The following is a 23,992-nucleotide window of genomic DNA, read 5'->3' as shown; positions in this document are numbered from 1 at the left end:
GTGCCGAATGTGTTGCACTTCAACGCGCAGATTGTTGCGATGGGCATCGCCATGTGGGACGAGATGGCCGCTTCCCTCCAAGGGAGCTGGGCGGAGGCCGCAGCGGAGATCGAGGCGCATATCGCCGCCGCGCCCTGGGGAAACGGGGCCGAAGGCGTCAGATTCCAGGAGGCGCTTATGCGCAACGGAGGACCGCCGATGATGATCCGCAATGGACATCACGTCGTCAAGCAGGTCGTCGAGGTGGGCCCGACCATGCGCGATGTCATCAGCGACACGATGGCGGCCGATCAAGCTGAAGCACACCGCATCAAGGATCTTTTCATCTAGGTCTACGCCACGTCCCTGAGCTCCCCGAACGGAGGCGGGGAGCGAGTCGGCGAGTGACGAAACAGGGTGGGGGCGGCATGGCGGGTTCGTCGCACGGGGATGTCAACACCGACACACCCGACGGCCAAGCGTCGTCAGGCGAAGGCGGACCGCCAAGGACCGATGTTCAGCCGGCGTGGGAGACCGAAATCCTCCCTGACTGGGTCCAGTATGTCGTGATGCCCCTGCTGGCCTCGGGAGAGGTCTGGCCCAAGGTCAGCGAGAGCGGGCTGTGGGCGATGGCCAGATCCTACGAGAAGGCCGCGAACGCCCTGACCTCCGCCGCCAACCCCACCAAGCAGGCCGTTGGGACCACCGTCTCGGGCTGGGACTCCATCGCTACGCCCGCGTTCCTCAGTCGGGTGGGCGATCTCTTCGGCGAGGAGGCGGGCCTTGGAGCCGTGGCGAAGAGGTTGAACGGCGACTGGCAACAGATTGACTCCTTTGCGCGCGAGACCCAGTACTCGAAGATTTCCATCAACGTGGCCTTCTGGATTGCCGTGATCGCCGCCTCGATCGCGCTGATCGCGGCGTTCTTCTCCGCGGGCACCACGGCTTGGCTGGTCGGTCCGTACGCCGCTGCCGCGCGCGCAACGATCGGCAGGATCCTGCAACTGCTCGCGGTCAACGCCGGCCGGGGGATGATCGCTGGCGGGGCCGCCCAGATCCCCGTGCTGAGCGGCGTCGTCCAGGGCGTCTCACGGCTGGCGGCCTCACCGCTGGCCCGAGAGATGTTCGAGGAGATGGGCGAAGAGATCTTCATTGACGCCTGGAGCCAGTACGAGCAGATGAGGCAGGGAACCCGTGGCGAGTGGGACTGGAAGAAGACCGCAGCCTCGGCGGTAGGTGCCGGCACGGGTGCGGCCGCTGGGATGGCCTCCGCCCACCGGGTTTCCAGGTTCACCGAGCGGCTTCCCGGCATCGCGCAGCTCAACCGGCTCGCTGGTGACTCACCCGGCCTCGGCAACGCGCTTCTGCGCTTTCCTGGCCGGGCGATGAACACGGGGCTGAACAACGCCGTGGTCTCACCCTTCAGCAGCGTTCTGGCCAACGGTATGGTGTACGGGCAGTGGGCTATGCCGACCGCGGACGCGTTCATCGGCGCTTTCGTGGGTGGTGTGGGGCGCACCGGGACAATCAGCCCGTTCAACCCCGACGCGGCAATGGCGTTAACTCACCCAGCCTCAGCGCTGGCCAGCGCCACCGCCGCTGCGGCCAGGAGCGACGCGGCAAGGGCAGTGGACCAGGCCATGGCCACCGGGCACGCCTCGCCGCTGGTCGGCAATGGCAGCGCTTCCAGTATCGTGCCTCTAGCGGGGACCGTCCCCACCGGCACGACGCCTACAGGCTCCCCGACGTCCGGTGCGGAGGGCATGGCGCACGGCCCGGGTGTGCCGGCCAATTCGACCGGGACCACTTCCGTCCAGAGCCCCTCCTCGAGCCCCTCGGTGCCCGGCCCGACGCAGCCGCAGACGCAGCAGCCCCTTCCCGGCGTTCAGAACGCAGGGCCGAGCCAAGGCGCGCAAGCGGCCCAAGGCGCGGGCCAGCAGGTCGGCGGGCTATCACCCGATCCGGCCGCGCAGGCGCCGGGCGCGGGCAATACCCCCACCTCCGCCAGCCAGGCGGCCCAGCAGGACGCCTCGCTACCGACGAGCACGGCCTCACCAGGAATTGGCGGGACGCAGGTGGAGGCCGGCAACACGAGCCAGGCGGCCGCGCACGTCCAGCCGGGCGCCAGCGCTTCCGTGCCGGCCACGCTCTCCACCGCGATGGCACAGAACGCCCTCGCCGAGGCGCAGCGCCTGGCGTTCCCGCACGGGATCCCCCTGCAGAATGGCGGCCTGTTCGTCAACGGCGCGACGGGTCAGTCGCTGACCCTGTCCCCCCAGATGTTGGGTCGGACTCAAGAGCGGCTCGCCAGGCAGGCGGCGAACGGTGCGACCCCGCAGCGGCTGCGGGCGGAGGCGGCGGCAGCGTTGGGCGCCGAGGCCGCCTTGGCGAGCGGCACATCTCGGGTACACGGCGCCATGGAGGCGCTCGACCGGCTGGCCAACGCCGACCCAGGCTCCGCTCCCGAGGCGGCCGCGCATGCCCGTGACTGGTACAGCGGCGACGACCCTGCAGAGGTGGATCGCATCGCCAACCGGCTAGCCGCCAGGGCGCCGACCCCAGATGCCGTCCTGCGTGCGAGGTTCTACGACGTCGCCGCAGAGGAGATCGCTGACCTCGTGGCCGATCTCAGCGGGCATACCTCCCAGGTCGCCGCGAACGGGACGAATGTGAACGGATTCCCACGAACCGTGACGGCTCGACAGATCAGGCACTCCCTGTTCGAGCCGCAGCGCAGGCGACCGGCACACCTCAGCCCGACGACGACGGCGGAGGTCCACGCCGCCACGATGGCGGAATTGGACCTGTCGGACTTCGGCGGCGAGGTGGTGAGCCTGACCTGGTCGCACCACTCTGCCCTGATGGTGGTGGAGACGCGCACCGACGGGACGCTGCACTATCGGGTGAGGATCGGCGGGGTCGGCGACGGTAACGTGGCGGAGTCGGACATCCGTACCGGGACGGAGACCGACCCCATCATCATGAAGATCGCTCCCGGAGCGCCCACGGCCTCCCTGTACCGGGCGGTGGTTCATGAAATCTCGCATGGCGCCCAGACAAGGGCGGCCGCAGCAGCGAACGCGGCACAGGGTCTGCTGCGGCGTTGGCTGTCGAGTGCTCGCACCGCTGAGGGGCGTGACGAATGCTTCACAGCGCGGCTCAACGAATTCCGCCTGCTGTCAAGGAAGTGGCGCACGTCCTCGTCGATGGACGACAGGCAGCGCTGGGCGCACGAGATCGACCAGCTGATCACCAATCTGGTCGAGTGTGGTCACGCCCCACCCGTGCCGCCCTGGGCGAGTGGGCAGTCCGCCGCCCCCGCGCCGGTGAATACGGGCACGCCGCTCTCCGCCCTCACGTCGTACGTCAGCCGCACCGTCGACTCGCTGTCCATGACTGAGGATGGGCTGCGCGTGCGGATCGCCGCCCACCGCGACAACGCCGCTGCGGCGGAGAAGGAGATCGATAAGGCGAAGGACGAAAAGGGCAAGGGTGCGCAACGCGCTAGACAGGAGCGCCACCTGCGCATTCAGGAGGCCTACCAAGAGGCGCTGGAGTACGCTACGCAGGCGCGGCAGGCGTATCAGGAGCTCCTGGCCGAGCTGAACCAGGACGTCCCGGCGGATCCGAACAGATTCGAAGAACTGGCCGTCGAGGCGAAGGACTGGCTGGGTCACTTCCAGCAGGCGCTGGGGTACGCGCTGCCCTCGCTGGCGGCGCTGCCCGATTTCGTCGCCGCGGACCGGTTACCTCACCTGGGCAAGCTCACGGAGACCATCAACGGTCTGCTGGGTGAGCCTGAGCGCGAGGTTGACGCCTCATTCACGCCGGAGTCGCTGGAGCGCCTCGTGCGGGCGGAGTTCAGCCGGATCGTCTCCAAGGACGGTGCGCTGATCCGCGTGGGCCGGGACAGGTCCGGCGAGTTGCTGATCAAGCTGTCGGTCAGCGATCTCGTCGAGGTGCTGGATTCGGCGAAGTTCGCCTCCGAGATCATTAACGGGGTCCTCCCCTTGGGCGGCCGGACCGTCGGCGCCACGGCGAACCGCAGCGGCGGCACGACCATCGGCGTGAAGCTGAGCCCCTGGGTGTCGATGCTGCCGCCCAGCGCTGCCAAGGAGGTGCTCAAGCACACCGATCTCAAGGCCGCAGCCACCAAGGGCCTGTCGGCTTCGGTGACCGGCAAGGCCAACCGTTACGTTGTGGGCGGTGGCGTCGGGGACAACCGCGGTGAGTCTGCGCTCGTCGACGGGCACGCCGCCTGGACCGTGCAGGTGCGTATGTCACTGAACCAGGGATGGTCGCGCCCGGTCACGGTGGCTCATGGGAATCATGGCGACGCAGCCAGCCTGCGGGCGTACGTCTCCTACGCGTACATGGAGAGCCCGCCGCTCGGAGAGGCGCGTCTCCCAGAGGCCGAGCGCCGGAGGACGAAATTCCCCGACCATATGGTGAACGGCCTGACGGGCCTCATCAAGCTGGCCGACGACACGGCGACAGCCCTGGGCGAAGAGTATTTCCCGCCGGGCGGCGTCGCCCAGCAGCAGCTCTACAACGCCTTCATCGAAGATCTGTACAGCCGCATATCCCAAGCGGTCGACTCCCCCCGGGGAGTGCAGCGCATCATCCACGTCGACGGCCGGCCCTGTTTTCACCTGGAGATCCGGGCCAAGCCGCGGCTGGCGTCGGCGAGAAGGGTCGGCGCGGCTAGCCGATTCCACTGGCAAGAACGGCTTCGCGTCGGTGTCAGCAGCGCGATGGGCAGCGAGTCCGCCGGGCGGTCCCTCAGCACGGGCGTGTCGGCATCGCTCGGCGCCACGAGCTTCGATGGCATGCCGGGGGCCGGCGAATACCCCGTGAGTGTCGGCGGAAACGGTCGGCTCGGCGTCGGCATCTCCGCTGCGGAGGGACTGACTGTGAACGGCGTCGCCTATTTCCCCGGGGTGCATCGCTACACCGGCCACACCCAGGGCGTGGAGCTGGAGTTCGACTACGAGGTCACCGTCCGGCTGATCGACGAGAACAAGAAGCTCGACCCGATCAGGGGAGAGGGCTCGGGCCTGTTCAGATTCCCCGAACCAGACGCCTATCGTTACGGCCTGCCCGTCGACGCCAAGGCGTTCACGGTGGGGCCCGACGGGGAGCCGGTGTTCCGCGACGACCCCAGGCGCGAGCTCCCCGAGGGCCGTAAGGGCGAGCTGCCGACGTTTTACGGCAAAGGGCGGGGCAAGCTGCGCGGCGGTGGGCCGGCTCTGGTCCAGCACGTCACCGAGATGGAGCAGCTCAAAAGGGCCACGGAAAGTGAGCTGCGGACCCGCGGTCTGCTCGCGCCACTCGATCACACCGGCAAGTCGATCTACTCCCTGGATCCGCTGGAACGGTTGAGCCAGGTGCTGAACCAGAAGGAGCTCGACGAGCAATTGTCAGTGGACAGCCTGCAAGGGGCCTACGATCAGGCCGCCCAGGACGGCTTCCCGATCCAACTGGTGTTGATGCGCACCGGCCAGGCCACACGCCACGTCGCTCTCCGCGTCACCTTCGACCAGCACTTCGAGAAGGCCACATACGACGGGACCACCGATGCGGAGGATGTGGTCTATCTCAACATCGGTTCCGACACGAACGTGTGGTCACGGAGCGTGACGGGAAGCCTGAGCGGTGGCGGCGGGGGTGGGCTTGCTCACCTCGTGCCCGAGCAGACGGCGGGAGCGGGCCCCAATGTCAGCGCGGGGGGCGGCTGGGACGGCTCGCGGACCCTTTCCCATACGACCGGGCTCACGATCAACAACGTGACCCTCACGGAGTCCACCAATGAGGTCGTGTTCTTCACGGTCCCGCACACGGGCCGGGTCGAGCTAGTGACGGCCGAGGGACTGGAACTGCTGGCGGAGGTGGAGGGAAGCGCCCAGTTGAAGATTTCGGGCGACTTCCTGCCCGAGACGGGCCCGCCGCGCCCCGCCACCCCTCAGCCGGTGCCCGACGAGGTGATGCGCTACGCGTCGATCGAGCACCTGGACGTCGGGGATCTTCCAGACATCGTCGCAAGCCAGGCCCCCAAGGTGATGACCGCGGACTCGCCCGCATACCTAACGGTGGCGGAGTTCCTCGACGCCTACAACCTCAGAGCGCACCCCGAGCTGTTTCGCACCGACTACACCATGGACTTCGCCGTCCGGCCGCAGGGCGTCTCTCCCTCCACGGCGTCGGTCAGCGTGCGCGGCATCCCGCGTGACATGGTGTTCGTCGGCGACACCGACGACGTGGGCAGCGTCATCAACCTGACGCTGTCCAGCATGGGCGTCGCGGCGAGCAAGTCATCGAGCGGGAAGGTCGAGGCGTCGGTCGGCCTGGGCGTCCAGCACGGTGACGGCTCCAGCGAGGGCGGAAAGGCGGGTGGCCTCCATGAGGGCGGACAGTCCCGCTCTCGGTTCAACCTGCTCATCTGGGGCCGGGAACGGCTCGCGGTCGAGATAGGTAAGAAGTACTGGTTCCTGGCCTCGGTCGACTTCGAAGTCACCGCCAGCGAAGCAGGCGCGGAGCCAGTGAGCAGAATGGCCGACGGCACCATGCTGTTCAAGATGCCGGAGCGCCACGCCCTGCGGCTGTACGCCGAGGGGACCCTCAATCTGCCGCTGCACCAGATGGCCAATGTCGTACAGCGTTTCATCGACGGCGACATCAAGCTCGACCGCACCGTCGCCGTGCCGCTCACCAAGAGATACCTGGCGGAGCTGTCCCAGACCACGGTCCCGGTCCCTCTGGCCGCCGGCCACACACCGAAAGTGCTGATCGACACGCTGAAGCCAGTCGTGGACGCGGGGTCTGCCTTGACCAGCGTGGACGACTTCCTGGCCAAGGCGGAGACGTTGGTGCAGGCTTCGCGCGAGAGGGATCTGCCGTCATTCCTCAAGAAGTCGATAGGGTTCACCTTGATCGACGACATCCGGCTCCGGGACGGCCAGACAGAGGTCGAACTGCTCGACGCGATCCGCGCCGCGGTCTCGACCGAGCCGGAGGTTTTGACCGAGCCGGCGATGGCCGACAGCCTCCGCAAGATCTTCTCGGAAAAGCGCTGGTGGGGTCTGATCGACAACATCTTCAGCCCTGCCGGCACCGAGCTGCGCTACCTGACCCCGTTCGACTGGTCCGGCCCCCACGAACAGCTCGTTGTAGAGGTCAGCGCCGAGTTCACCGACGAGCCAGCGGAACTTCTAGACACGAGCAACGAAGTCGGCATGATCGTACAGGACTACACCTATGAGGAGCAGGGAGGGACGGAGACCAGGTTCACTACGAACGGGATGAACGCCGGCGTCAGCGGCTCGACCGACGGTCACGGCGGCAACGTAGGCATCAACACCGACCGCAGCCGATCAACTAGCGGCTCCTGGTCCGAGCAGGAGACGCGTATCCAGCGGGTCGCGATGTTCAACGGCATGGACAGGGTGCGGCAGGGCTTCAAGCTGTATATCACGGTAAAGCGCACCCCCCTGCAGGCGGGCAAGGCCAGTCTGCGCCCCACGCAGGGACCCTCCACCAGCAAGACGGTGATCCTCAGCGGTGACATGGTGCGACTCGTCCCCGCCGGATTGACCAGACCCGCGGGATCGGGCCCCGCCGAACCGAGGAGGCGTCTCGATCCGCGGCAGGTGCCGCTGCCACCCAGCTTCGTCACCAACTCGGTGCGGGCGAACCTGTACGCGAAGATCCGTGAGACGCTCGAAGACCGTAAAGCGTTCGGCAAGGCCGTCAAGATCATCGAGCCAGAGCTGCGCCACCATTTGTCGGAGATCGCGCTCACCACGCTGTTCGAAAGGATGACCGGCGAGGAAGGGTGCCAGATCCGGTTGCCGCTGGCCGGCGTCCGCAACCGCGTGGTCGACGTGAAAATCAAGGCGTCGCAGTCCAACCTGCAACGACTGACAGGCGTGATCGAAGGCGTCGAGATAGGGTCTGTCTGGCGAATTGAGCGAAAGAGCGGCTCCTCCAGCAACGGCGGGCTGGCCTTCCCCATCGCCCGAGGCGGCGGCGGCGAGGACGGCGGCCTGTCCGTCGGCGTCTGGGGCGGCGAGCAGTCCTCGGTGAGCGTGACCGACGCGAGCGGCCACCGGCATGAGAGCAGCCGCTTCGAAAAGGACAAGAAGGGCGCCGTCTTCGTCATCCTCACCACCGACTTCGACCTGACCTTTGTCCAGCAGACGCTCACCCCCGAAGTGGAGAAAAAGCAGGAGAGGGCCATCCACGTTCCTCGCGCCGCCACCGGCGAGGTGGTCGCCGTCATGGCCGCGAGCGACTACGAGGAGCTCCTCACCACCCTTGAGTCGGGAGGGAGGACCCTGGGTTCCGAATGGCGGCTCGTGTCGGGCGACCCGCCACCTGGACGGAAAGCGCCGCTGGCGCCCGATCTGGCGGACTCTGAGATCGTGGTCTGGCCCGCGGCTCCGCCGAGCGCCGGTCACACGACGAGCGGTGACCCCGCCCCCAATACGACAGGAGCCCCTCAGAGCTCGACCCAGGGTCCGGCCGGACTGGCCACGGGACCGTCGGTGAGCGCACCGGAGGTCGCGGGGTCCGCGTTTGAAACCGGCCGCAGGGAACCACACCTGCCGGACGCGACCCTCGACGAGCTCAAGGAAGCGATGGAACGCGACCTGCAGGTCTCCGACTTCGGCGGGAACGTGCTCGGCTGGGCCTGGTCCGGCTCGACGCTAGCCGTGCAGACCACGTCCTGGGGAACGCTGCGCTTCGAGGTCAAGTTCGGCGGGGTCGGCCCCCACCGAATGGCCGAGACGAACCTGAAGACCGCCCTGGTGCGGTTCTCACCGCGGATCGCCAACGACCAACTCGCCCGCGTGGCGCTGCACGAGATCTCGCACGCCGGACGTGCCATGGCCGCCGCCGCGGCGAGATCGGAACAGGGCGTGGTGCGCCGCTGGGTCTCCAGGGCGCTGACGATCCGGGGCCGCGACGATTGCGCGGCGGCCCGCTTCGACGAGTTCCGCTACCTGTCCCGCAGCTGGGCGGAGTCACAGGCCATGCACGCTTTACAGCCTTCGCCCGAGACCGCCGACATCAGGCGCAAGTGGGCGCACGAGCTGCAGACACTGGCCGCCGCGCTTCGCCGCCAGGGTCATACTCCTCCATCATTCCCCTGGTCGGCACGGCCGCAGGCGGTGCCGGGCTTCCACACCGGTGCCATCGGGGCCCTGCCCACGACCACGACTGGTCTCGACACGCTGGCGGATCTATCCGGAGTCACGGCCATCACGCCAGTCGGGGAGCCGGGCACCGCCACCGCGCCGGTCACACGGCAGGGGACGTTCACCGTGACGTCGCCCGCCGGCACACTCACCCTCGAGGTGGCCACTGCCGGGCTGGCTCCAGGGCAGGTCGAGACGCAGGCATCGGGCCCAGGTCGGTTGTCGGTCGCGGTCTCGCCTGCCGACGGCTCCGGCGTCCGCCTGCGGCTCGCCGAGCTGATCGCTGAGGCCGTCGCCGAGCAGGCAGGGCTCGAGGCCGGGCACGTGCTGGTGCCCGGCCCGCTCACCGCCGTTCCCACGCTGCGGCGCGGCGACGCGGCGACGCTCGTCCGCATCAGGGCGCTGGTCGAGGCCCACGCCAACGCCTCGTCCCTGCAGCGTGGGGTCGTGGAGCACGAGCTGCGCGTCGCACTGGGCGACGCCGGGCTGACACCGGGCACCGAGGGCGCCGCGGCCCGGCAGGTGGCCGCTGCCCGCTTGGGTCTGCTCCCCACGGCGCACATCGACTCCATCAATGCGCTTGCCGGCCGCACCGTTCACCCCGCCGTCACCGCCGCCGTAGCCGCCACAGCCCGTGCCGCCGCCCTCACCGGCGCCACGTCAACGCTGTACGGCACCGCACTCGTCGACATCACCCCGATCGGTGGCGCGCCGATCACGGTGGAGGTGGTTGCGGGCCGCCCTGCGACGGGCGGCTCGATCGACCTCACTACTCAGCACGGCGTGCACCTGCTGACCGTAGACCCCGCCTGGCCTGCATCGATCGCTGGACCCGCTGTGGCCGTCGCCGTGGCGGACATGATCGCGGACGCGGCTGGCGTGCCGCAGGACGGTCAGGTTCCAGGACCCGGCGGCACGCTCACCAGGCGCGGCCTCCGCCTGGCCGCCGAGCTCCACGAACTGGTGCGCCAGGTGCGGACTGCGGCCCCGCAGCAGCGGCCCGCCCGTTTCGAGATGCTGGTCAGTGTGGCTGAGGCGGAGGGGCTCGGCAAGCGTTCGAGTGGCCGGGAGGCCAACCGGGCGGGCCTGCCCGGTCCACTCGCCGCGGACCTCGCCGACCTGCTCGACCACAGCATCCGAGGCGAGTCCCGACACGAGTTCTGGCAGCGCATGCGCGAGATCGCCAATAGCACCGGCTGGTGCCCCCCCGAGGAGGACGACAACTGCTTCTGTCCGCCGAACGAACCTTGCGTCTGCGGTCGCCGAGACCCGGAAAGCACTCCCCCGCCTACGCCGTCTGAGCCGTCCGAGCAGCACCAACCGCAACCGTCCCAAGAGCCCACTAGCCCTCCCATGCCGTCCGAGCAGCAGCAACCGCAGCCGTCAGAGAAACCCGCCACCCCTCCCACTCCTCGACGCCGCATCGTCTCCCCCGGCGATTCGCTGTGGAAAATTTCCGAAGAGGTATACGGCCATGGCCGCTACTGGAACGACATCTGGACCGCCAACCTCGCCCTCATCGGGGCCGACCCGCATGCTTTGAACGTCGGAATCGAACTGATCCTCCCTGACGAGGTGGAGGGTTCATGATGGTGGCAGCTGATGAAGCGGAGGGAACAAGGCCATGCCGTTCGCGGTAGCACGCACGAGAGACGAGACGCATCTGTACCTCGACCTACAGCCGTGCGCATGCGGCTCGGTGGAGACGACGTGGGACACAGCGTTGGTGATGGTGGACGGCGAGCTGATTTCGCGCTACCACGGCTCCTGCGCCGACTGCGGCAGGGGTCGGGAGTTCCTCTTCGGCCTGCCCGAGGAGCAGACGATGTTCGGGGCGTTCCCCAGGTTCGGCAGCCAAGAACCCTCCCAGCTCCTCGACGCAGGCGAATGGCTTTGGGTGGCCGACATGGTGGCGAGTAACGTTCCCATCGACGACGAGGCCGTGGCCCGGCACGCCCTGACGATCGCCGCCGCGGCCGTCGATGAGGTCGTCAAGTTCGTCCCGCCCGGCCAGGACCACGTGCCCGACCAAGCCTTCTGGTCGGCCCGCGGTCGTGGCGTGCGCGCCGCCGAACCAGGCAGATTCGCCCTGGACCGCCTACTCGTCGTCCGCGACGCTTACCGGGGCATGGTGGCCGCCCGTGCGTGAGGCAAGGACGATCACCGAGGCTTACCTCCACATCAGCCTCACCGTCGCGCACGCAGGACCGGGCAAAAAGCCTGACTACCGTCCTTGGACCGTCTTCACGGAGGGCCCTGACGCCTGGAAGATGGTGTTCGACCACTTTGGTCACTACATCGAGCTCCGTGTCCCGTACGCGACCGAGTACACCGCCAGATGCGACGGCCTCCACTTCGGCCCTGGCATCTCCACCCTCGTCGACGCCGGCCAGTGGGTGCTGACCGCTGCCGCCTACGCCCGCATGGCCGTGGAGGACGACCTCCTGTCTTCCCCGGACGCCCTGCTTGGCTGGGAGATCGCCAGAGACGCGGCAGTGGAGGCGGCGAAGTTCCTTCCGGACGATGCCGATGAGATGCCGCTCACTGCGTTCTGGACTCCTCTTGGTACGGCCACGCACCGCCAGGAGCCCGAGCGCTTCACCCGCGAGCGGCTGCGGGGCGACATTGAGTTCTACCAGCAGAATATGGGCCGCCTACGAGCCGGGTAGGCGCCGACCGCTTATGTGGCTGGGTAAGCGGCCACACCCGGGCGTGGGCGAGCCTGGCAGACGCCGCCCCCTGGACGCTTTTGCAAGAAGCGTGTCATCGCCGGAAACGCCGAGCAGGCCCGAGCGCATAGGCAGAAAAGCTGCGGAGATTGGCTGTTTTTAGTCTTGAGCACGTGACGATAGCCTGGAAAGCTCCTCTTCGATCTCCTCCTGCTGCCGGGCAGGAACGTGATCGACGGTGTTGTAGGCGGCAAGGGGCGGGTGAAGAGGTGGCAGTGCCGAGCCTGCCCAACGACGGCACCAGCAAAGCCACCGCCTTCGATCCCCGGCGATGACATTGCCTGGTTCAGCGTCTCCGACGGGCGGGGCTCAACCCGTGGATCAAACTCGACTGGTTCAACAGGCCCTGCGCGTAGAGGCGCGGCGCTCCAAGACCTGAACGCGACGCCCGGCTAGCCATCAGTTCGCCGCAGCGGAATAGCCATGGGAAGGCTTGCCACACGGCACCGCAGGCGCGCCGATAAGCAGAGCGGAAGGCATATCAAAAGCGATCATCCCAGGTCACCGCTTCAGCGGTAAGATAGCTACACTATCCAATGAGGAGGCTGGAGACGTGCGGATGTCGGAACTGAGCGTCGCGACGGGGATCCCCGTCGCGACGATCAAATATTACCTGCGGGAAGGGCTGCTGGCACCGGGCCGCCCGTTGGGCCGCAATCTGGCCGACTATGACGAGGGGCACGTGCACAGGCTCGCCCTCGTGCGGGCGCTTGCCGACTACGGCGGGCTGCCGATCGTGACGATCCGCGACCTGATCGGACACGTGGAGGGCGCCAAGAGCTCCCGGTACGGCTTGCTCGCCCTTGCGCAAACGGCCATGACCAAATGGCCGGCCCCTCGGGGCGGCTCGCACCTGGCCGCGGCGGAGCGGCTAATGGACGAGATGATGGCGAGGAGGGGATGGACGCGGTCCCGGGCCGCGCATCGGGCGGTGCGGATGGCCGTCGGCGTGCTGGCCGTGCTCGGCGAGCTGGGGCGGCAGGACATGATCGCCGCGCTCGATGCCTACGCCGCAGCGGCCGACCGGATCGCCGCGATCGACCTCGGCGTGCTGGAGGGCGCGGTCAGACCGGACGCGTCGGGGCCGAAGGACAGGGAACGCGCGGTGGAACTGGTCGTAGTAGCCGCTTCGCTCGGCGACGCGCTGATCTCGGCGTTGCGTAGGATCGCCCAGGTGGAGCAGCCGCAGCCGCTTCAGGATGGTCAGTGGGCGCTTGATCCCGGAAGAGCAGTCTGAGCCGTGGCCAGATGTGCGCCAGATTGGGATGGACTCGCCGGTGAGGCGACGCATGCCGATCACGGCGACGCGGCATTCGCTGACGGCCGTAGCGGTCAACAGATGCTGTGGTTCAGTCTTGTGCCACGTTGCTGGCCATTAACAGGGCCATGGGGAATTCGGGTGGTGGAGGGCCTGCGGGGTCCGGGACGGTCCACGTTTCTCCCCAGGTGCCAAGCGCGTGGAGCACGCCAATGAGCGCGAAGCCGGCCTCCGTGGGGACGTACTGAAAGCGAGGGGGACGCTCGGCGTAGATTTCTTTGCGGAGGATGTCGGCCTCTGTCAGCTCGCGCAGCCTGCGGGCGAGTGTGTTCTCGCTGACCGGCAGGCGCTCTCGCAGATCGTCGAACCTTCGAGCGCCTTTGAGGATTTCGCGCACGATGATCAATGCCCAGCGATCGCCGATCACGTCCAGCGCTCGAGCTGCCGGGCAGTTGTCATAGGCCAGGTTCCGGCGCGCTGCCATGGCCAGACAGTAGCAGCTTCCTTACGTGAAGCTGCCCGTGTATGGTCACGGGTGTGACTTCCACAAGAGAAGTGAGTAGCCGTGAGGGGGTGCCTGGGATCCATTGCCTCGGGGACTCCCACGTCAACTGGTACGTCCTGGAGGACAAAGGCGCACCCACGGCGATCGACGGCGGTATGCAGAGACACTGGTCACAACTGCTGGACTGGCCGATTCGCAGGGAGATGGACGCCCTTGCCCACGAAGCAGACCAGCGGCTCAGCCGCAGTTCCGGCTTGAGACGACCATCCCGGCGCATCATCCACTCGGCGGAGCGGCGATGCACCCTCTACCCAGGAAGCTTCGAAGATCGGCGGAACCTGGCGGAAGTTACAGCGGTGGTGGCGTCGCACACGATCGCCGCCAGTACCTGACGTCATCAACAGTCTACGTCCTGCGGCCACCTCGGGGACACAGGCGCCACCCGCTGGAAGAACTCCCACAACTCGTCAGAAAAAGCCGCCCCATGAACACTTCCACGATCTATGCAACGAATGATCATCAATCGAGACACGCTGTAAATTCCTGCCATGCGTAAACATGTCATTGCTGTGGCCGTGACCAACGCCATCCCAACATTCGAACTCGCCGTGCTGTGCGAGATTTTTGGATTGGACCGCAGTGACATCGTAGATCCGTGGTACGAGCTGCGCCTGTGTGCCGCCGAGGCAGGCCCGCTGAGGACGGTGGCTGGGATGCAGATTCACACCACTCACAACCTGGACGACCTTTTTGAGGCGGACACGGTTGTGGTGCTGGGCTGTTCGCGGGCTGTTCACAGCAGCCCGCCGCCGTCCCTAGTAGAGGCGGTATGCAAGGCGTATGAGCTGGGCCGCCGGATCGTCTCGCTGTGCACCGGCGCATACGTTCTCGCCGCCGCCGGCCTCCTGACGGGCCGTTCGGCCACCACCCACTGGATGAACGCCAGCGACTTTGCCCGTCGCTTCCCAAAGGTCCACTTCGACCCGGCCGTGCTCTACACCGACGACGGGAACATCCTCACTTCGGCTGGTGCCGGTGCGGCCATTGACCTATGCTTCCATCTCCTGCGCCGTGATCACGGGGCCGCGGTCGCCAACGAGGTGGCCCGCCGCATGGTCGTGCCCCCGCACCGGGAGGGCGGGCAAGCGCAGTACACCCCGCTGCTGGTCCCGCCCGAGAACAGCGACGACCTGGCACCGGTGCTGCAATGGGCCCGCGACCGCCTGGACCAGCCGCTGACCATCTCGCAGTTCGCCAGGACGGCGAATCTGAGCGAGCGCACCCTGGCCCGTCGTTTCCACGACCAACTGGGAACCACTCCGTTGCAGTGGCTCCAGCGGCAGAGGGTACGGCTGGCACAGGAACTGCTGGAGACCTCCGACCAGTCGATCGAGAGCATCGCGCGCCGCGTCGGTTTCAGGACCGCCGCCAACCTCCGGCACCATTTCGGGAGCGTGACCGGGATGTCCCCTATGACGTACCGACGCGTTTTCCGCTATCGCTGGCGAAGCCAGCATACTGCCGAACCCATTTCCGGATCCTAATTATTAAGGTCGTTGGAGCACGATCCAGATAAAAGCCTCGATGAACCATTGCTCACCATATTGACTTGATCAGGACCTTCCGTCACGGCGTGACTCATCACAAATATGTCCGCCCCAGCCACCACCGACCCGCGCAGAGCGAACACCTCGTCTCGCTATCGCCCCATTCATGGGCTCCGGGCCGGATGAGAACTACGATGAACGCCCCTCCGAGGAGATCCGCGCCATGATGCTGTCCCTGCAGTCGGGCAGCGATCTCGGCAGGAGTGGCCAGCCGATGTCATGTAAGACGAGCAGTCCGGAGAGCACTCGTGACAACCAACGCAGGCGCAGACCTGAACTGGCTGCTTGACGACCTGGTCAACCGGGTCAGCGGCGCCGAACACGCCGTTGTACTGTCCTCTGACGGGTTGCTGAGGGCCTCTTCCGTGGGGCTGCAACGCAGCGACGGCGAGCACCTGTCAGCAGTGGCCTCCAGCCTGCAGAGCCTGTCTAAAGGCGTTGCCGAGCATGTCGGCGGAGGCGCCGTCCGCCAGACATTGGTGGAGTGGAAGTCAGGCTTTCTCATTGTCAGCGTGGTCGACGAATCTGCCCGCCTGGCCGTGCTCTGCGACAGGGGTGCCGACATCGGCCAAGTCGCCCATGAGATGGCCATGCTCGTCGCCCGCGTGGGCCAACACCTCACCTCTGGCGCACGTATTCTTCCGGGGAATGCTGGAAGCCGGCCGTGAATCACATCGGCAACCACCTGGAAGCTCGACAGGTCGATCCCAAATTCATTCGACCCTACGTGATCACCCGAGGGCGTACCCGCCCTACCAGTGGCAGGTTCGACCTGATCTCCATGGCGCTCACTACGGGCCTTGTGCCCGGTCCAGGAGCCGGCCTCCATCCCGAGCATCTGTCGATCCTGCAGCTCTGCCGCGTACCGAAGTCCGTCGCCGAGATCGCCGCCGACCTGGACTTGCCCGTAGCCACGATCCGTGTGCTGCTGGCGGACCTGTACGACCAGGATCTGGTCTCGGCGCAGGAGCCGCGCTCGGAGGCGGATTTGCGTGATGTGAACCTCTACAAGGCGGTGCTCAACAGACTTCAATCGCTGTAACCAGCCACTCCCGCGATCAAGGTGTGACATCGCGGTAATCGGACAGAGCGTCAGGTGTCGCACTTGTCAGACATTCGTACAACTCCGGTATGGTTATGCCCCCATGCGCGAGCGCTAGGCCTCGGGATTTGAGATGTGCGAAGCTTGCGCGCCGCAAGGTCGCCCACGCTAGGGCCATGCGGATAGGGTACTCGGGAACAATTTGTGAATTTATGCCAAAGAAACCCGAGACATATTCCATGTTAATGTGTACGAAAGCATGGCGCAGCTGCTCGTTGCGCTCAATGAAATACATGTAGTCGAGTAACGAATAATGGGCTGGATCACCTCCAGATTTCCTGACCTGCTCTGGCAAATTGCCCCAAAATTCGTACTCCTGCATAATCGTATAATACTGCTGCGGAGTGACTGCTCCCGACTTCAGAAGAGGGTTTACGGCCTCCAAGAAAACGAGATTTGTTCTGCGCCACGGCCATATTAAATCCACTGCACTGTCGGGATAAGCAAAGTTTTCGGTGAACCATGACTGGCCGGTCTGTTGTCTCAGGAACTTCTCGCGTGCGTGATCATCACGTTGTATTGAGTACAGATAGTCCTCTAGCCGGAGGTGTGCGTGATGGTGGCCGCGGCCGCTGTGCCTTCTGGCTATTTCGGGGAGGTTTGCATAGTTTGGATGCCCTTCCATTGAGAGGTCCTTGATTCCAGCGCGTACACCGGCCGTCGCAGAGGACGGGGAGCCCGCAATAAGGAAAAGATCTCCAATAGCGGAGGCGTATTGGCCGAAACTATGAGGACCCCCCGGAGTGATGGCTTGGCGCATCTCATGCTGAATGAAAGTCGTCGCAATAACAGAGTCGTAGGTGTAGTGCCCTGGGTGGACGCGGTGTTTTTCGAGCTCGCGATAAGTGTCAGGCATGAACAGTTTTGTTATCAGGGCCACGATGGCGGCAGCCAGCCTTTCGTCGAACCCTCTTCCGTGTCCTTGCACGATGTCGTGCGCCAGACCTGCGACGAAGTTCAGTAGCACGAGCTTATTAAGGGTGTTTAGCAGCGTCCACACCACCGGAAGGTAGGTGGTATAGCCCGGATTGCCGATGATGGACATCATGGTGATGAACGCGATGACTGCCCTCGAGTACTCCATGGAGCCTGCAGTCATCTGTCGGGTATGGAGGCCATTGTTGTAAGCCGCTGGCATATCGACCCAAACCGTGCCGCCGACCGGGGGAAGAGGTCCCCCCTCGCCTCGACTGAACTGAAGATCCACTAGCCACAGGATCGCGGCGCCGGCCTGGACGGCCTCAGTGACGAGCGTGCTGTCTCCCAGAATATTCTGGGTCTCCTGGGGGAGATATTCCCGTACCTCTTTCCTATACCCTCCGAGCTCCTCCTGCCGGTACTCTCCAGGCTTTCCGCCCGACGCCACGAACTGTTCGATCTCGTGTAGAAAGCCTGACAACCTCCGATCCACCTTGGCGAGCCACTCCAGGTCGACCTTCGCCTGGTGTTGCCAGTCGTCTACCTTCGGCGGGAGTGGTGGGGGTGTCTGGCTGCAGTCGGGTTTGGATGTGTCCGCTTGAGGTGGGGTGGATGCTGGCTTTGCAGGGTGTTGAGGAGCAGGAGGTGTGGCTGGGCCGGTCCTGGAGCCCTCTCCTTGCGTGTGGAGGGCGGGTGTGGAGTCGAGGACCGATGTGGCGGGGGTGGGCGATGAAGGTGTGGTCGTGGTGGGAAAACTGGCGAGACTCTCTGCCATTGCCGGTGGGGAGGTGGGCACCGGGGAGTGGGTGGAGAAGTGGCTCGTCGGTTCGGGCAGGGAGGACTGTCCCGGATTCGATGGCATAGGCTCGGCCGGCGCCGGAGGTCGCGAGGGGAGCGGGGCGGCATGCGGGTCAGGGCCGGCGGGGTGAGAGTTGGCGTTGTCGATGGTCGTGGCTGGGCTGCCGTTGCTGCCGCTGAGCGCGTCAGATAGTTCGGATGGGGACGGCACGGCCTCCCCGGCTGCGGTGGCGGCTTCGGTGGCTGCGAGTTCGGGTTCGGGTTCGGGGTTGGACGGCGCGTTGGCAAGGACATTGGGCGGGGTGGGTGCCGGCATCGGGTTGGACGGCGGCGTGGGGAAAGACTCTTTCGGCAGGTCGGTCTCGGGAAAGATGGGCGAGGCGGTGGGGCCGGTGGAAGTTGGAGTGCCGATGCCGGATGGCTTGGCTGGGTTCGGCAGTGCAGGTGGCGGGATGTTCGATGCCGCCGGGGCGGTTGCTATGGGCAGCGGAGCAGGAGCGGCTGGGGCGGGGTTTGCCGCTGGGATGGTAGACGCTGGGGTGGCCGTGGTGCTGACAGCGCTGAGAATACTTGCGCTGTGATCAGGCGGCAGCGGAACGGATGGCTGGGAAAGGGCTTTGATGACGGCGATGGCATCGCCGCTGAAGGGGCTGATGGTGTTGGTGCGGCCGACACCGCCCATGAAGCTGCCCCACAAGTTTTCTGCGGTGGGCAGGGGCGCCTGACGATAGACGAGGTAGTTGGCGCCGATGCCAGCCACCGGGGAGACGATCATGTTGGTCAGGCCGGTCTGTAGCACCCTGCCGGGAAACCGCATGAGCGCGTTGATGGCGCCGGGCGTGGTACCCGCGGCATGATTCAGCGTTTTGATCCCGGGAAGGGCGGCGGTGAATCTGACGAGCTTGACCACCTTGGAGGCCAACGCCGCGCCGAACCCGTCGCCCAGCACGGTGGCCCAGGTCCTCTTCTCATCCCAGGTGGTACGCGTTCCCCTGCGCAGCTGCTCGTCTTGGGCGGCGTAGTCACGCCACAGGCCTTCTAGGATCTCTTCGGGGAGCTCTCTGAAGGCGCGGGGAGTGGCTACCCTGGCCAGCAGCCCAGCGATCCGGCTCAGCCGGCCGGCCTGCGACGTGACGCCGCTGGGCAACGCTCGCGCGGTGGCGAACCTGCGGCCGGCCGCCAGATCCAATCGCTCAAAGATCTTGTCCATGAACAAGCGCAGCTGTCGTGCCAGCGGCCCGAGCAGGCGCAGGGCACCAGCGGTGACAAGGCCACCCAAAACGATCGCGACAATAGTCACCTTGAAGCCGGCGTTGATCTCTAACTTGGCCAGCTGCGTCTCGCGAGCGTAGCTGTCGTGTTGCAAGGCATAGGCGTAAGCCAACTTCGCCACCTCGGGCAGGCCTTTGTCCTGCGCGACAAGCGACTCGACCTGCTCACCGAAGCCATCCGCCGCCGGCCCCACATACCCGAGTAAGATCCACTGGGCCGCTGTTCCGCCGGCTGCGGCAAACTCCTCCACCGCGATCCGGTAATCGTTGAAGGCTACGGCCAACTGCGCTTGCAAGCATTCGCTGCTGTCAGGCCATGCCCGCCCCGCAGACAGCAACGCGAGCAGCGTATCGGCCACCTCGGGCAGGTGCTGTCCCCATGCTGGGGTGACATCCGTGCCATAGCCCGCACTGCCGATCGTGTTGTCCAAGCCCTGGAGGGGATCGGTGACCGGGGAGCTGACATTACGTCCGGGTCCCGCGCTCGGGTTCACCTCCTACGTCCTTGCGTCTCCCGTCCATGTCGGGCGGCCCATAGCGGCAGGCCAAAGCGGCCATCCACGGCCAACCTCACATCGCCTTCCTCGACCGGGCCGCGGCTTCGGCGTCCGCGTCGAACACGGCATCCACGCTTTGCCGCACCATCGTCCCGGCTCGCACCGCGTCCTCGACCAGCCCGCAACCCCATGCGATCACCAAGTTCGGGCCGTTGTCGGCCATGTACACCCGCTCGAAATCCCTACCGGACGCATCGCGGCCCCAGGGCGTCATAGCATGCAGCCGCTCGATCCGCGCCACAGCATCCCTCAACCTTTCCTGCGCCTTCGCCGCCGCTACCTGCCACTTCTGCAGCCCATCGGCAACCACCTGCCGATCAACCCGCACAAGATCCTCAGCCACAATGCCACCTATTTCTTAGCGGAACGGTTGCCATGGATACGGTGCGCCAGCTGCCGGAGACATCACGCGCTCTAGGACCTTACGCACCTCTGACAGCACGCCGCCCCACACCCGCATCCTGCCTTGCACCTACGAGACACCGACGCTTCCTTCTATGGCGTATGTCGATCCGCGTCCCAATACACCGCTCGAGCAGATGACTTTCGCCGCCCCGGCGGACTCCCCCGTAGTCAACCTGCCTTCACAGTTCCGAGCCGACGCCCCGGCTACCCCAGCCACCCTCTGCAGGACTCCTCCGCCATCCCTCTGTCATTCCCTGCCTCAGATTGCGGGATGACGAGCCATCGGAAGCACCAATTCAAAAATTTTATAAGCGCAGGGTTAGCTCTCAAGCGACTGGTACTACAGCCATGTTTCGATTGCTGGCCAACGCGTGGTGGATCCGTGGCAGGTCCGTATGAGCATTGTCAGATCCCTTGGATTGCATGAGATTTACAGGGCTTGAAACCAAGGAGCTCTTCCATCCTGAAGAAAGGGCCTCATTGAGCCTTTTCATCCTGAGGTGCCGGGTCACAGGCTTGTTGTAGGCTCCGGAACTTGATCTACAAGCAGAGAAGCCCCTGGTAGATGCGTCGTCGACCAAGAGCAACAGCATCTCCAGGAGCTTCGCGTGCTGTTCTATCGTGCCGCGCTGCCGTTGTCGCGCCGGACGTTGACGTTCCTGTCCGGCATCATTCGCCGGCACTGCAAGAAGATCGGCTCCCGCTGGCGCCGGCTCAACCCCGGCCAGCAGGCCATGCTCACATTCGTCCACTGCGCAAGGGCGAGACGCTCATCGAGCTGGCGGCGGGCTTCGCCGTCGGCGCCACCACCGTATGGCGCTACATTCGGCAGGCCATCGCCCTGCTCGCCGGCCGCGCACCTCATCTGGATCAGCATGGCACCTGATCCCGATCGATCGGGTGGCTGCCGAGCGGCCGTACTACTCCGGCAAGCACAAGAAGCACGGCATGAACATCCAGGTTCTGACCGCCCCGGACGGCACTCCACTGTGGACCAAATCCACCTCATCACCGAACGGACCGGTCTGCCCATCTCTGTCGCGATCAGCGCCGCCAACACCCACGACAGCCTCGCCTTGGAGCCGCTGGTACGCGGCATTCCCCCGATCGGCTCCCGCCGCGGACCGCGCCGTCGACGACCGGGCAAGCTGCGTGGTAACAAGGGGTACGACTACGCTCACCTGCGCGCTTTCTGCGCGGACGCGGCATCATCTCGCGCATCGCCCGCCAGCCGGCGCCTACACCGGCGCTACGAACGCCGGGCTGATCACTTCGCGTCCTTCGTCGCAGGCCGCAGCTCTCATTTGCTACCGCCGACTCACCAAATGAGTCACGGTCTAAGCGCGTCGCAGCTTCGGTCTCCAGCGCAGAGCGTGGCTGCGGGCGGCCGTCTAGCCTGGCCGCTGGACGTCCTCCCTGCCGATGCAGGCAGCCTGCGCCGCCGCGCCTCCTCCAGCAACCACCGTCCATCAGAAGATGTCGACCCGGATACGGCACTTCGGATGCTTCGCAGACGCCTCCGCCAACGTCCGCAGGAAGACCAGCGCCCCCTCGTAATCGCCAAATCCGCTGGGAGGCTCCATCGCGCGATAGACTTCCGGCTCGGCCTCCATGCGCCGTACCCCCTCGGCGAGCGGCCCGGCCGCCTCCCAACAGGGTGTCAGCTCGAACACGTTCAGCGGGAACCCGAGGGCCTTCGTGAACATGTCCTTGACATTCGTGGTGTAGCTCCTCTCGATGAACGCCGGCCACTCGTCCTCAGGTGCGCCGGTATCGATCTCCACGTGCGTCCAAAAGTTCATCGCAGGCCCTCCAAGTCGATGCCCTCGAAGTTGTACGTCACCGTGACGTCGCCGCCCACCAGTTGCTTGACCGGGATGTCCAGGGCCGAGCAGCTTCGTCCTCCGCTCCTGAATCTTCAGCATGCGGCCGATCGTCGCCAGCACCGGCACCCTTACGCGCGGTCCCATTCATGTCGACGCCACGTACGGCTTTCCCCACCAGCTAGGCGCGTTGAACTCGTATATTGGTGCGGGCAGCACGGTACGGATGCCGTTCAAGCGGCATCGCCATCGTCCCTGGCTGTCTCGAGCGCAGAGGGACATCAACCGCTCCCATGCCCGCATCCGCGCTATCGGCGAGCGCGCTCCTCGTCCTAGACATCATCCGCCAGTCTGCTTCTTCCGGTTTCAGGATCTAGCGATTTCCAAAGCTCCAGCTCGTTTCGCTTAGCGTGCCACCTATCGCGCAAGGTTCCCGCATCCTGCCATTTGTCACTTTTAGCCGCTTCGTCAATCGCTTCATTGATTTCGCGCAAATTCTCATTAAGACGTTTGGTCTCTGCAGCTATTTCCCGTGCTCTTGCCTCGACCGTGGCCGGATCCGTTCTTCGTCGTGATTCTGCGCGGAATAGCCCGAAATCTGGTGGCCTATCCAAGTCGCGGGGGCCGTAGCGACCGCCGGGGACGTCCAACACGGGGTATCGGCGACCGTGGGGTAGAGCGTCGCTGGCGCGGCGGAGGTGGGGAGCGATCCTCTCAGTGAGGTATTTGAGGAGTTGATGGGCGGTGGCGGTGTTGGCTGTGCGGGTGGTGGCGATGGCCTGGGCGGTGGTAAGGGCGCCGCCGGGTCCGGCTGCGGCGCTGGCGACCATCTGCTGGGCGCACCAGGCCAGCCGGGCCAAAACGCCGGTCTTGACCAAGACGACGCCTGCGGCCGCCAGGCCGAGCAGGCCCGCCACCATGGCAGCGATCTGGAGGGGGTCGGCGGAGCCGCCAGTGTCACCAGAGCCGGTGCTTGTGCTGGTGGTGTGGGGGGCGATGAGGTTGTTTAAATGCTGGTTGAAGGCGTCAGCTGCCGGTCCGGTGATGGCGGTGGCATGGCGTGCCCCGGCGGCGTTGGTCTCGTACACGCCGGGTGTCGCCTGGTTCAGGAAGGCGTTGAGGTGTGTGGTCAGGCTGTTCAGCGCGTCCTCGTTCCACAGAAATACCGCGCTGGCACCGGTTACCGATGCGAGCCACGCGTGCTCTTGGGGGAGCGTCATCGCCATCAGACACTCCCGGCCAAGGAGTTGCCCGCCATCATGTCGGCGGCCGTGTCAGCCTCCCGCACGGTGTCCACTCATTGGGACATGCCGACGGCCATGGAGCTGTAGGCCTACGCTGGTGAACTCATTCAACGCCGATACCAACTCCCCTTCCGGCCCCACCGGCTCGACACCGGCAAGACCGTGAGACAGCCGCTCCACCGTCGCACCGTAGGCTTCGGCGCCCCCGGTGATCTGCCTAGCTGCCCACTCGGCGCTGGCCACATCCACCCGCATGCGACACCCCATCCGTTCAGCGCCCGCGCTTTCCGTCAATACGGTCCGGCCGCCCACGTCTCAAGATTCTTTGCTTCGACCGAAGGCTACGCGCCCGCATTCGCTCGAAACACCACACTTCAAAGAAACTCACACCATCTAGTGCTTTGTTAGGTCGGCGCGTCGTGGCGCGGCTGTGACGGCGTGGGTAGTTCCATGCTGCGGTGACTCCTCATGAGCTGTCGGTTGTGCGGCAACGCCACGAGACGTTCGCCACGGAGATGTTCGCGCCCGGCCCGCTCGGATCAGCGGGTCAAAGGGGGTGACGTACCTGCGTGGGTTGCTGCTGGACGGGCGTGAGTCGA

Annotated in this window: 13 protein-coding genes and 5 pseudogenes; 13 read left to right on the top strand and 5 right to left on the bottom strand. The window is 65.8% G+C overall.

What is annotated here, in order from left to right:
• The 5 genes from ABFX50_RS48595 to ABFX50_RS48575 all read left to right on the top strand — a co-directional run bounded on the left by ABFX50_RS48595 (nt 1) and on the right by ABFX50_RS48575 (nt 13,142).
• Nucleotides 1-330 carry a hypothetical protein gene (locus ABFX50_RS48595; protein WP_346157617.1) on the top strand — a complete coding sequence of 110 codons (330 nt, stop codon included), beginning with the start codon at nt 1-3 and terminating at the stop codon, nt 328-330.
• Between the two features lie 77 nt (nt 331-407).
• On the top strand, nt 408-10,766 hold the full coding sequence (locus ABFX50_RS48590) for a WXG100-like domain-containing protein (RefSeq protein ID WP_346157614.1): 10,359 nt from the start codon (nt 408-410) through the stop codon (nt 10,764-10,766).
• Nucleotides 10,767-10,800: 34 nt separating this feature from the next.
• The gene (locus tag ABFX50_RS48585; protein ID WP_346157611.1) at nt 10,801-11,325 is read left to right on the top strand and encodes a hypothetical protein; all 525 of its coding nucleotides are present in this window, start codon (nt 10,801-10,803) and stop codon (nt 11,323-11,325) included.
• On the top strand, nt 11,318-11,845 hold the full coding sequence (locus tag ABFX50_RS48580; RefSeq protein WP_346157607.1) for a hypothetical protein: 528 nt from the start codon (nt 11,318-11,320) through the stop codon (nt 11,843-11,845). The genes ABFX50_RS48585 and ABFX50_RS48580 overlap by 8 nt, the downstream gene beginning before the upstream one ends.
• A gap of 619 nt (nt 11,846-12,464) precedes the next feature.
• Nucleotides 12,465-13,142, top strand: coding sequence for a MerR family transcriptional regulator (locus ABFX50_RS48575; protein ID WP_346157605.1), 678 nt, complete (start codon nt 12,465-12,467; stop codon nt 13,140-13,142).
• 112 nt (nt 13,143-13,254) lie between these two features.
• On the opposite strand, the gene ABFX50_RS48570 is transcribed toward ABFX50_RS48575, so the two are convergent.
• Nucleotides 13,255-13,647 carry a winged helix-turn-helix transcriptional regulator gene (locus tag ABFX50_RS48570; RefSeq protein ID WP_346157603.1) on the bottom strand — a complete coding sequence of 131 codons (393 nt, stop codon included), beginning with the start codon at nt 13,645-13,647 and terminating at the stop codon, nt 13,255-13,257.
• A 569-nt stretch (nt 13,648-14,216) separates the two neighbouring features.
• On the opposite strand from ABFX50_RS48570, the gene ABFX50_RS48565 reads away from it, so the two are divergent.
• From ABFX50_RS48565 to ABFX50_RS48555, 3 genes are all read left to right on the top strand, one after another.
• Nucleotides 14,217-15,212, top strand: coding sequence for a GlxA family transcriptional regulator (locus ABFX50_RS48565; RefSeq protein WP_346157601.1), 996 nt, complete (start codon nt 14,217-14,219; stop codon nt 15,210-15,212).
• A gap of 311 nt (nt 15,213-15,523) precedes the next feature.
• Nucleotides 15,524-15,943 (top strand): roadblock/LC7 domain-containing protein, encoded by a 420-nt coding sequence (locus ABFX50_RS48560; protein ID WP_346157600.1) that lies wholly within the window; start codon nt 15,524-15,526, stop codon nt 15,941-15,943.
• Nucleotides 15,940-16,317: a DUF742 domain-containing protein gene (locus tag ABFX50_RS48555; protein WP_346157598.1), complete on the top strand. Its 378-nt coding sequence runs from the start codon at nt 15,940-15,942 to the stop codon at nt 16,315-16,317. Before ABFX50_RS48560 ends, ABFX50_RS48555 begins: the two co-directional genes overlap by 4 nt.
• Nucleotides 16,318-16,333: 16 nt before the next feature.
• Here ABFX50_RS48555 and ABFX50_RS48550 read toward each other — a convergent pair whose 3' ends face one another.
• Nucleotides 16,334-19,795 carry a WXG100-like domain-containing protein gene (locus ABFX50_RS48550; RefSeq protein WP_346157595.1) on the bottom strand — a complete coding sequence of 1,154 codons (3,462 nt, stop codon included), beginning with the start codon at nt 19,793-19,795 and terminating at the stop codon, nt 16,334-16,336.
• Between the two features lie 139 nt (nt 19,796-19,934).
• Nucleotides 19,935-20,264: a hypothetical protein gene (locus ABFX50_RS48545; RefSeq protein ID WP_346157593.1), complete on the bottom strand. Its 330-nt coding sequence runs from the start codon at nt 20,262-20,264 to the stop codon at nt 19,935-19,937.
• Nucleotides 20,265-20,934: 670 nt separating this feature from the next.
• Between ABFX50_RS48545 and ABFX50_RS48540 the strand changes: the two are divergent.
• From ABFX50_RS48540 to ABFX50_RS51640, 3 pseudogenes are all read left to right on the top strand, one after another.
• Nucleotides 20,935-21,319: pseudogene (locus tag ABFX50_RS48540) on the top strand (transposase family protein); the annotation flags it as partial.
• A gap of 2 nt (nt 21,320-21,321) precedes the next feature.
• Nucleotides 21,322-21,525 (top strand): annotated as a pseudogene (locus ABFX50_RS51645) (transposase); the annotation flags it as partial.
• A gap of 30 nt (nt 21,526-21,555) precedes the next feature.
• Nucleotides 21,556-21,655: pseudogene (locus ABFX50_RS51640) on the top strand (IS5/IS1182 family transposase); the annotation flags it as partial.
• A gap of 140 nt (nt 21,656-21,795) precedes the next feature.
• Here the strand turns inward: ABFX50_RS51640 and ABFX50_RS48530 are convergent.
• Nucleotides 21,796-22,110, bottom strand: a complete 315-nt coding sequence (locus ABFX50_RS48530) for a hypothetical protein (RefSeq protein WP_346157592.1) — start codon at nt 22,108-22,110, stop codon at nt 21,796-21,798.
• 238 nt (nt 22,111-22,348) lie between these two features.
• On the opposite strand from ABFX50_RS48530, the pseudogene ABFX50_RS48525 reads away from it, so the two are divergent.
• Nucleotides 22,349-22,474: pseudogene (locus tag ABFX50_RS48525) on the top strand (IS5/IS1182 family transposase); the annotation flags it as partial.
• Nucleotides 22,475-22,481: 7 nt separating this feature from the next.
• On the opposite strand, the gene ABFX50_RS48520 reads toward ABFX50_RS48525, so the two are convergent.
• The gene (locus tag ABFX50_RS48520) at nt 22,482-23,375 is read right to left on the bottom strand and encodes a hypothetical protein (protein ID WP_346157590.1); all 894 of its coding nucleotides are present in this window, start codon (nt 23,373-23,375) and stop codon (nt 22,482-22,484) included.
• Between the two features lie 476 nt (nt 23,376-23,851).
• On the opposite strand from ABFX50_RS48520, the pseudogene ABFX50_RS51635 reads away from it, so the two are divergent.
• Nucleotides 23,852-23,992 (top strand): annotated as a pseudogene (locus ABFX50_RS51635) (IS701 family transposase); the annotation flags it as partial.

Source organism: Nonomuraea recticatena (assembly GCF_039533245.1).
Taxonomy (GTDB): domain Bacteria; phylum Actinomycetota; class Actinomycetes; order Streptosporangiales; family Streptosporangiaceae; genus Nonomuraea; species Nonomuraea roseola.
Note: the sequence above shows the minus strand (reverse complement) of the source record. Positions and strands in the feature narration are given on the sequence as shown.